General features: G+C 40.5%; 12 protein-coding genes and 2 pseudogenes. 7 read left to right on the forward strand and 7 right to left on the reverse strand.

The features are described from left to right. Positions 1–94 precede the first annotated feature (94 nt). From HWQ42_RS35600 to msrA (HWQ42_RS19500), 7 genes and pseudogenes are all read left to right on the forward strand, one after another. A pseudogene (locus tag HWQ42_RS35600) lies at positions 95–226 on the forward strand (NADPH-dependent FMN reductase); the annotation flags it as partial. After that, positions 227–541 (forward strand): hypothetical protein, encoded by a 315-nt coding sequence (locus HWQ42_RS19475; RefSeq protein ID WP_292815141.1) that lies wholly within the window; start codon positions 227–229, stop codon positions 539–541. It begins immediately after the preceding pseudogene. A gap of 226 nt (positions 542–767) precedes the next feature. Further along, positions 768–1,142 carry a hypothetical protein gene (locus HWQ42_RS19480; protein WP_292815143.1) on the forward strand — a complete coding sequence of 125 codons (375 nt, stop codon included), beginning with the start codon at positions 768–770 and terminating at the stop codon, positions 1,140–1,142. A 36-nt stretch (positions 1,143–1,178) separates the two neighbouring features. Next, positions 1,179–2,498: a 2Fe-2S iron-sulfur cluster-binding protein gene (locus HWQ42_RS19485; protein ID WP_292815146.1), complete on the forward strand. Its 1,320-nt coding sequence runs from the start codon at positions 1,179–1,181 to the stop codon at positions 2,496–2,498. An 89-nt stretch (positions 2,499–2,587) separates the two neighbouring features. Continuing rightward, positions 2,588–2,902 (forward strand): MOSC domain-containing protein, encoded by a 315-nt coding sequence (locus tag HWQ42_RS19490; RefSeq protein ID WP_292815149.1) that lies wholly within the window; start codon positions 2,588–2,590, stop codon positions 2,900–2,902. Positions 2,903–2,945: 43 nt separating this feature from the next. Beyond that, positions 2,946–3,185 (forward strand): annotated as a pseudogene (locus tag HWQ42_RS19495) (hypothetical protein); the annotation flags it as partial. Positions 3,186–3,267: 82 nt separating this feature from the next. Next, the gene (gene msrA / locus HWQ42_RS19500) at positions 3,268–3,945 is read left to right on the forward strand and encodes a peptide-methionine (S)-S-oxide reductase MsrA (RefSeq protein ID WP_292815151.1); all 678 of its coding nucleotides are present in this window, start codon (positions 3,268–3,270) and stop codon (positions 3,943–3,945) included. A 49-nt stretch (positions 3,946–3,994) separates the two neighbouring features. Here the strand turns inward: msrA (HWQ42_RS19500) and msrA (HWQ42_RS19505) are convergent, their stop codons facing one another. The 7 genes from msrA (HWQ42_RS19505) to HWQ42_RS19535 all read right to left on the reverse strand — a co-directional run bounded on the left by msrA (HWQ42_RS19505) (position 3,995) and on the right by HWQ42_RS19535 (position 7,338). Continuing rightward, the gene (msrA, locus tag HWQ42_RS19505; protein ID WP_292815154.1) at positions 3,995–4,486 is read right to left on the reverse strand and encodes a peptide-methionine (S)-S-oxide reductase MsrA; all 492 of its coding nucleotides are present in this window, start codon (positions 4,484–4,486) and stop codon (positions 3,995–3,997) included. A 280-nt stretch (positions 4,487–4,766) separates the two neighbouring features. Further along, positions 4,767–5,222 carry a peroxiredoxin-like family protein gene (locus HWQ42_RS19510; protein WP_292815156.1) on the reverse strand — a complete coding sequence of 152 codons (456 nt, stop codon included), beginning with the start codon at positions 5,220–5,222 and terminating at the stop codon, positions 4,767–4,769. A 489-nt stretch (positions 5,223–5,711) separates the two neighbouring features. After that, the gene (locus HWQ42_RS19515) at positions 5,712–6,194 is read right to left on the reverse strand and encodes a hypothetical protein (protein WP_334811706.1); all 483 of its coding nucleotides are present in this window, start codon (positions 6,192–6,194) and stop codon (positions 5,712–5,714) included. Between the two features lie 94 nt (positions 6,195–6,288). Beyond that, the gene (locus HWQ42_RS19520) at positions 6,289–6,564 is read right to left on the reverse strand and encodes a hypothetical protein (protein WP_292815159.1); all 276 of its coding nucleotides are present in this window, start codon (positions 6,562–6,564) and stop codon (positions 6,289–6,291) included. Between the two features lie 137 nt (positions 6,565–6,701). Continuing rightward, on the reverse strand, positions 6,702–6,833 hold the full coding sequence (locus tag HWQ42_RS19525; protein ID WP_292815162.1) for a hypothetical protein: 132 nt from the start codon (positions 6,831–6,833) through the stop codon (positions 6,702–6,704). A 75-nt stretch (positions 6,834–6,908) separates the two neighbouring features. Then, a complete protein-coding gene (locus tag HWQ42_RS19530) occupies positions 6,909–7,223 on the reverse strand; it encodes an alpha-ketoglutarate-dependent dioxygenase AlkB (protein ID WP_334811710.1) in 315 nt (104 codons plus the stop codon). After that, entirely contained in the window at positions 7,144–7,338 is a 195-nt protein-coding gene (locus HWQ42_RS19535) for a hypothetical protein (protein WP_292815165.1), read from the reverse strand. Before HWQ42_RS19535 ends, HWQ42_RS19530 begins: the two co-directional genes overlap by 80 nt. Positions 7,339–7,509: the final 171 nt, after the last annotated feature.

The following is a 7,509-nucleotide window of genomic DNA, read 5'->3' on the forward strand; positions in this document are numbered from 1 at the left end:
TGAGTTTGGGAACCTGAGCAATCAGGATATTAAGGCTGTAAAGTCTTAAGAATCTTCGCACCTTAAGGTCGGAGAGTGTCAACCAGGTTTACTCAAACACATACTTGACACCTGCCTCAAAGAATACATTCATAAAGCCGTTGGGCTGTGCGGCGTTTCCGCAGGCCCCTTTGGTGGTGCAAGGGTAATCCAAAACCTCTTACCTGTGATGCGGGAGTTAGGGCTAATGACTATTTTCTACGACCTCAACTTTAGCAACGTTCAAAAACTATTTGATGAGTCGGGCAATTTTATTGACAAACCAACCTACATTCGTCGTATGGAAAAGTTTATGGACGAATTAGTTTGGATGTCAACTGTCCTGAAATATGGGCGACAAGAAGTCAGTCTGGAGAAAAAAGATAGTATCCAAGTTAACACCCATACCAGTAAACCCTGCCCGGAAATAGCTGCGCGGATGGGTACAGATGCAATGGATACCGTCCTGAAAGTAAGTTGTAATGCCCAGACTGGTGAAGTGAAAGCTACCCCAGTTACTTAAGTTCCAATTTTGCTTTCTTCTAGAACACCGATTCAGTAATAAAAAACGAGACTGAGACATCCAATTTTTACGCCTTTTAAAACCAAATTTTCCTTGTTACAACCCAAAGAAACCGAGCTTTTTCGTCATAACTCTGAATACTGAATCGGTGTTCTAACCCCCTGTAAAACCGGGAAAATCAATAAAATTTTGTAATTATGCCACTCTCTTATAGACATCTCCGAAAATGAATATGAAAGCCTTGTGTATTCAGAGCCAATACCCCATTTCTGGAGATTTCTTATGCACAATCCGAGATTTTCAGTGCGTTAGGACTAATATCCATAACGAGCAAATAGTTTTAGCAACTCCTGGAACCTTTCTCCATTCTCCCAAAGGTCAACTTCACAGGTTTACAAACATCAGTTTAGAGCCAGCAAAATTGTTGTGCTGGGTAACGCCGGCAGGGTTAGAGAAGTATTTCACAGAAGTAGGTGTGCCAGTTTCAGAGAGGATTTCATCACCTACTGTCAGTCCCGCAGACATCAAAAAAGTTTTGGCTGCGGCTCCGAGGTATGGTCTTGAAATTATTCCTCCACCTGCTGAATCTTCGCAGATATAGTCCAACATCACTAAAAGTATTAGACAGGAGACAACGATGCTAGAAAGTCTGGGAAGAATTAAGAATCCATTAGTCAGAAGTATAGCCGCAGCAGCTACAGTTGGTTCGGTAATTACCTTATCTGCTGCTGTTGTGATTGGAGTAACCAATGCCAAAGCTAAATCTGCCTATCAATTTGGTGTCTATTCATCACTGTTTGGAACAGCTAGTGGTGCAGTATTTGGCTTAGTTTATACAATCAAAGCAAGTGGAAATAAATCTATTCCAGACCTCAAAGCATCAGATAGTCATGTTTGGGAAGATTGGCGAAATTTTGTTGTTGTTCATAAAGTCAAAGAGAGCGAAGAAATTACCTCTTTTTATTTACAACCTGAAGATAAAGGAGAAATTCCCAACTTTAAACCAGGTCAATTTTTAACCATCAAACTTGATATACCTGGACAGGATAAGCCTGTAATTCGTACTTACTCGCTTTCAGATTATCCGGAAAACTGTGAATACTATCGCCTCTCAATTAAGCGGGAACCTACACCGAACGGATTAGATGTTATGCCCGGTATAGCATCTAATTTTATGCACGATCGCATTCAAGAAGGTTCAGTAATTCTAGCAAAACCACCAAACGGTAAATTTGTTTTGGATGTGCAGAAATCTATCCCCGCAGTGTTGATTAGCAATGGTGTAGGAATTACGCCGATGATTTGTATGGCGAAAGCTTGTGCCCTTCTTAATCCTACTCGTCCTATTTGGTTTGTACATGGTGCTAGAGATGGTAAATTCCATGCTTTTCGGGATGAAATGAGGGAAATTTCTCGACAAAATCATAATCTGAATGTGCATTTTCGCTATAGTCGCCCTACACCTGAAGATAGAGGTAAATACCACAGTGTTGGTTATGTTGATGCTGCTCTGATTCAAGAGTTAGTAAGACAAGAAGCTGAGTATTTTCTGTGTGGTTCTCCATCTTTTATGCAGTCCATAATGCAAGGATTAAAGGAATCGGGAGTACCTGACAGTAGAGTCTTCTTTGAATCTTTCGGTAAACCGATGAAAAGTGTGTCTGAGAAACAAACTCAAACTGCAACTGGAGATGAAAGATTTGCAGAAATTGTCTTTGCCAAATCCGGCAAAACTTTGACATGGCAACCTAGTGATGGCACTATCCTAGAATTTGCCGAAGCCAATGATATTAATCCACCTTTTAGTTGTCGTGTAGGTGTTTGTGGTACTTGTATGTGTAAAATCTACGAAGGTGTAGTTGCTTACCAAGAAGAACCAACTGCAACAACTGATAAGAGTTCAGTGTTGATTTGTATTTCTCAACCTGGAACTGCAAAATTGGTGTTAGATATTTAATAAATTCCTCTGATAATCAAGTAATATCAAGCTTATGATCTATCAGGCTTAATATCGGTACAAAATTTTATTAGAGGAGATATGAAATTGTGCAAGTAATCTCTGTCAATGTAGGACTTCCCCGTGAAGTGCCTTGGAAGGGCAAAATAGTTACAACTGGTATTTTTAAAGAACCAGTTGAGAGACGGGTGATGATGCGATCGCTCAATTTAGATGGGGATAGACAAGCTGATTTGAGTGTCCACGGAGGCCCAGACAAAGCAGTTTATGCTTATCCATTCGAGCATTACGACTATTGGCGGCGCAAGTTACCTGATATGGATTTGCCCTGGAGAATGTTTGGTGAAAACCTTACTACAGTTGGGCTGTTAGAGGATGAGATTAATATTGGCGATCGCTTATAGCAAATTAACTAAAATAAAGTGCAGATATGCAGAGGGTGAGATGATGACAACTCCAACCCAAGAAAAAATCAGATTAGCAGAAGCCCAAAATCACATAGCCCATTGGCGCAGATGGGGGCCTTATTTAAGCGAGCGGCAATGGGGAACAGTGCGCGAAGACTACAGCCCCAACGGTACAGTCTGGGACTATTTCATCCACGATCAGGCTCGTTCTCGCGCTTACCGTTGGGGTGAAGATGGGATTTTTGGTATTTCTGATAATCATCAACGGCTTTGTTTTGCGTAGGCGTAGCCTGTCGTAGACATCGCTCTATAGCTGAATAAACTCGGTTCTTCATCTATTAAATAAAGGAGTTCACAACCTCATGTCAATTCATAACTTTACTCTCTCCCGTCAGTTATTACGCAACTTGTCCATCATTTCGCTAACTTTTTTACTCCTATACGGTGCATCTCGTGTGATACTTTCTGCTCCCGCCACTGATATCTCGAATGCTGCACTGCAGGGAAAGCAAGTAGCGGTTTTCGGTGGTGGGTGCTACTGGGGAATGGAAGCAGTTTTTGAGCATCTATTAGGTGTTTCTGATGTCGTTTCTGGCTTTTCTGGAGGCGATGCAAGAACCGCAGACTACACACTTGTCAGTGCTGGATTAACTAATCATGCTGAATCCGTAAAAATCACTTACGATCCATCAAAAATATCATATAACCAGCTTCTGAAGGTCTACTTTTTGGTAGCGCATAACCCAACAGAGTTAAATCGACAAGGCCCAGACTCAGGTAAGCAATATCGTTCGGCGATCTTTTTTGCTAACGATGAGCAGAAACAGGCTGCACAAGAATATATCGCTCAACTCAACAAATCGCAAATCTTTCACAAGCCGATTGTGACGGAATTAGATCCTTTGAAAGGTTTTTATCAGGCTGCGGCATACCATCAGAATTATATAGTGCATCATCCGAGCGATCGCTATGTGGTAGTGAATGACTTGCCGAAGCTGGCTAAACTTCAAGCAAAGTTCCCTGATATGTATAGCAAGTAAGGGGATTTACAGCATTCGACTTTTAACATCCCCCTGAACCAGTGAAAGATTAGCCTATCCTGTAAGATGCTCGTCCATGCTTCTCCAGATATTGCTGATGATACTCTTCTGCTCTATAGAATTGCGGTGCAGCTACAATCTCCGTCACAATTGGATTTTTGTGATAACGAGAACTATTTTCAAGCTGCTCCTTAGACGCTCTTGCTAATAATTCCTGCTCTGGTGTGTGGAAAAATATCACTGACCGATATTGATAACCAACATCTAGCTCCTGATGGTTTGATGCTGTGGGATTGTGCTTATTCCAAAACACATTTAGCAGTTCATCATAAGATACTATTGCTGGATTGTATTCCACTTCCACTACTTCAGCGTGTCCAGTTTTGCCTCTACACACATCTTCGTAGGTTGGATTCTCAAAGTGTCCGCCAGTGTAACCAACTGTTGTAGAAGTTACTCCCTTTACTTGACGAAATGCTGCTTCAACTCCCCAGAAACAGCCTGATCCAAATGTCGCTTTTTGTAGATTAGCATTTTGCATATCTTTGACAACTCTTTTATGATAATTTTAAGTGAAACTTATCGAATCAGACAGATACTTTATAAGTAAATATTTCCTCAATACTGCCTGATTTATTTTAATTATTAGAGTGACAGATTATTCTGAAATGAGTCTTATACAAAGCTGGATATTATCTAAAAACTGGAAAAATAGTTTAATTTAAAATTAATATACTACTACAGTACGGCGTAAATAAAACACCCATTCCAAATCAATGAAAGGCTTGTAGTATCCGAATTACGAATTACGCCAAGCTGTACTAGCTTTTGCTAACTATAGGAATATTTCTTAGAATACTCGCTATTTCAATTGGGTCTAACCGTTTAGTATAATCTGGATCAACAAAAGCATAAACGATTTTTCCGTCTCGATCAACTACAAATGTAGCTGGAATAGGTAGTTCAAAAGACTCATCTCCATTGTATCTAGGTAAGATATGACCCTTTTCCTGCAATACTGGTCTTAGATACTCCGGAATTTGAAACACAATGCCAAATTGACGAGCAATCATATTGCTGCGATCGCTCAATACTTCATAAGTTAGTTCATTTTTTTCTACAGTTAATATGGTATGACGATTAGTTTGAGGTGAAATAGCAATTATTGATCCTCCTAATGTTTTAATTGCAGGTAATGCTTGCTGGAGTCCTGCTAGTTCCAAGTTACAAAAAGGGCACCAAGAACCTCGAAAAAAGGAAATAATTACAGGGACCATAACTAGTAGTTTTTGTAATTATACTGTTTGACTGAAAGCATTAGGTAGAATGAAATTAGGAATAATATCTCCTACCTTTAAAGCTTGATCAATCATACCTGAAGAAATTAGCTCATTTTTGAGAGACTCTGTAAAATTCATCGTAATTTTCCTGAAAGTTAACTTATACTTTTATGTACCTTTATAGAGAAATACTGTTGCAGTAAATTTACTGAAATAAGAAAAGTAGACTTTTGGATTTGCATTACTGGGATAATTGCTTTAGATTCTAAGGGATGATTATCATTTACTGTTCCTGTTGTTTTTATACACGTTAAGCTATCCGTTCAAAGTCCTGGTTCATAAAGCGTTACCACTTCTGCTTTCCACCAAGGGTCATAATTGGTTTATGATCCTTCCATACACCAAGAACTTTACCCAGGTAGTCAGAGTAATTATGTGAGGAAAGCTTGTAGATACAAATTAGCGACAATATCAGCAGCTGCCCACTCAAGTTTTTCTGGTGTGCCAACGAACCGGACTTGTTGAGACTTGAATACAAAAAAGCGATCGATTCGGCACTAGGAGGAAGAAAGCGCGTGTCTCTTCTCTGTATGGGTGTTCGTATTTGATGAACTTGTGGATCTTCTGGCGATCTCTTCGGGGATGGTCGGGTTTGAAACAGCCCCACATCATTAGGAGGTAGTTGTTGAGCGGGTCAACGCCACTGCACCACCAGCCGCCTAGTTCGATGTGCTGGTATTTTTTCAAATCGCGATCGCGCAATCTTCCATCATTGCGTCGGGAGATTTTGGGACTATAGAGCAGATATTCGTAGGGGACAGTTTCAGAGAGCGAACGCACATTAAGATGAAAAATTTCTTCGTCAATGCCACTACCCCGCCATTCCTGTAAGTGTAGAGCTTGAGAATCGGTTTCATTTATACGTGATGTATTCCCTCTCTTTTTTAACGCATGAAGATGGAGCGGCACTTGAGTCTGTGCCGCCGTTAAAGCTTTTAAGCAGATGAAAGATTAAAGAGTCAGTCAGAGTAAAAGTTTTTGTTAGCCTTTACTCTTCAACTTTTCAAAGACAAAATAAGTAATAGGGGTCGGACTCACTGGCAGGCATTGCAACAACCGGAATTAAAAGATTGTCAGGTTGAAAACAAAAGTATTGCAGGGCATTTCTCATCAAAACACCAACCATCTTCCCGAATGTTCGAGTGAAAACTTGCGTTTCCAAACAATTGAGATTATCTGTAGTTTCTGGAGCGTAAACGATACTGATATCGCAGGTTTTTGGATTGTTAATTTGACTAATCCAACCACGTTGTTGTATCCGTTGAGTGATTGAAGCCATAATCTGGAGTTGATATTCCAGAAATATTGTCCTTGCAAAATTCTGAGAAGGTGATATAGGAATACTGACGTATTGATGTGTAATCAATGTTGTGCCTTTTGGCTGAAGATAGGCAAATCTTTCTGACCAAGGTTGAGTTAAATCTTGTTTGGAGATGATTGCAATATCAGTTTGTTGACAAAATCATCAAAAATCTGAGCGAATTCATTAGGAAGTTGAGTTGTTCCGTAGTTGGCATCTAATTGACGACGGCGTTTTGCTTCTCCCATGATTTGACTCCTTTTGAATTACTTTTAATTACTGAAATGAATCGAATTGCTCTTTTGACGAATAAGGGGAGGGCGTTATCTGCCTCCTCCAGTGTGTGGTCGAAACGTGAGATTAATTCGGGTGCTAACTACTTTGTTGGTTTTGGGGACTTGATGCAGATGTGTAGATTGGCAACCTGGGTGGATCATAAGCAAGCTGTCGTGTTCCAGCCAGAAGTCTGTTGGTCTGCCGCCGATGGCTTTGATTTGGAATTTGCGACATGACCCCAGGCTCAGAGATGCGATCGCTGGCTCATATCCCATTGATGGTTCATTGTCGGAATGCCAGCCGATTGAGTCTTGGCCAGTGCGGTATTGATTTCCGATGACGATGGGAAGGACTAGAGCGATCGCCTAAATTAATCGGCTGACTAGTGATAAAATTACCCAAGTAGGGAATCTGTTGGCTAGGGTTGTCAAATTTAGGCGATCGCAATAGACTCATCCACAAATGGCAAATGCTCACGGGGACTGGGTTTGAGAAACTTGGGTACAATAGGCGATCACTAAAAGGAGCTACGAAAAAATAAGTATTTGAGAGCATTCAGAGGCAAAAAATTAAAATTAGGGTGAAAGGTAGAGAATAGACTCATCCACAAATGGCAAATGCTCACGGGGACTGGGTTTGAGAAACTTG

It is taken from the genome of Nostoc sp. JL23 (assembly GCF_017115065.1).
Lineage (GTDB): Bacteria > Cyanobacteriota > Cyanobacteriia > Cyanobacteriales > Nostocaceae > Nostoc > Nostoc punctiforme_A.